This window comes from Micromonospora sp. NPDC051296 (assembly GCF_040682255.1).
GTDB classification, from domain to species: Bacteria; Actinomycetota; Actinomycetes; order Mycobacteriales; family Micromonosporaceae; genus Micromonospora; species Micromonospora craterilacus.
Genome location: NZ_JBFBAO010000666.1, coordinates 1 through 1,323 on the forward strand (window position 1 = coordinate 1; position 1,323 = coordinate 1,323).

Consider the following 1,323-nt stretch of genomic DNA (forward strand, 5'->3'; position numbering starts at 1 on the left):
TACGGCCCGAAGGTGCAGCTGTTCTTCATCACCGGCGCGGACGCCCTGGAGCGGATCCTGAGCTGGAAGGACCTGGACGAGATCTTCGAGCTGGCGCACTTCATCGGGGTCACCCGGCCGGGCTTCGAGTTGACCGACGCCCACCTGCCCGCCGACACGGTCAGCCTGGTGCAGGTGCCGGCGATGGCGATCTCGTCCACCGAATGCCGGGCGCGGGTCGCCCGCGGTGAGCCGCTGTGGTACCTGGTGCCGGACGGTGTGGTGCAGTACATCGCGAAAAGGCGCCTCTACCAGGAGTGATTTGGCTGTTTCATCCCGTTTTGCGGGCGAAACTGGCGAGTCGGGATTCCGGGGCGTGTGAGAGGCTGGGAGCATCGCACGGTTGATCGAAGGAGAACGGTGACAGTTTCCGAACGCGCTCACGAGCTGGCGATCGCCGCCGCCCAGGCCGCGGCCGACAAGAAGGCGCAGGACATCGTCATCATCGACGTGGGCGACCAGCTCGCCATCACCGACGCGTTCCTGCTCGCCGCGGCCCCGAACGAGCGCCAGGTGCTGGCCATCGTCGACGCCATCGAGGAGGCCCTGCTCGACCTGCCGGAGAAGGCGAAGCCGGTCCGGCGCGAGGGCGAACGCGGCGGGCGTTGGGTGCTGCTCGACTACGTCGACATCGTGGTGCACGTCCAGCACACCGAGGAACGCGAGTTCTACGCCCTCGACCGGCTCTGGAAGGACTGCCCGACCATCCCGTTCGTCGACCGGGACCTCGCCCGCGCCGAGGCCGCCGCCGGCTCAGGCGAGTGACCCGGCTGGTCGTCTGGCGGCACGGCAACACCGACTGGAACGCCGCCAGCAGGGTGCAGGGGCAGACCGACGTACCGCTCAACGACCTCGGCCGGGAGCAGGCCCTCCAGGCCGCGCCGCTGCTCGCCGGGCTACGCCCGGACACCATCGTCGCCAGCGACCTGAGCCGCGCGGCGGACACCGCCGCCGCGCTGGCCGCGCTGACCGGCCTGCCGGTGCGCTCCGACGCCCGGCTGCGCGAACGCCACTTCGGCCGCTGGCAGGGGCTCCTTCTCACCGAGGTCGCCGAACAGTTCCCCGACGAGTACGCCCGCTGGCGGGCCGGTGACCCCGATCCGGGCGCGGACATCGAACCGCTGGACGAGCTGGGCAAGCGGATCGGCACCGCGTTGCAGGAGGCCGCCGACGAGGTGGCCGGCGGCACGGTCGTCATCGCCACCCACGGCGGCGCGGCCCGCCAGGGCTGCGGCAACCTGCTCGGCTGGGAACACAGCGTGCTGCGCACCATCGGCTCGCTGC

The 1,323-nt window shown here is 71.1% G+C and carries 2 protein-coding genes and 1 pseudogene; all 3 read left to right on the forward strand.

The genetic code is table 11. From position 1 onward, the window contains the following. Positions 1-300 (forward strand): annotated as a pseudogene (locus AB0M52_RS33975) (nicotinic acid mononucleotide adenylyltransferase); the annotation flags it as partial. Between the two features lie 99 nt (positions 301-399). Beyond that, on the forward strand, positions 400-804 hold the full coding sequence (rsfS, locus tag AB0M52_RS33980) for a ribosome silencing factor (protein WP_363961996.1): 405 nt from the start codon (positions 400-402) through the stop codon (positions 802-804). Beyond that, on the forward strand, positions 801-1,323 hold a 523-nt coding region (locus AB0M52_RS33985; RefSeq protein WP_363961998.1), incomplete at its 3' end, for a histidine phosphatase family protein. The genes rsfS and AB0M52_RS33985, both read left to right, overlap by 4 nt.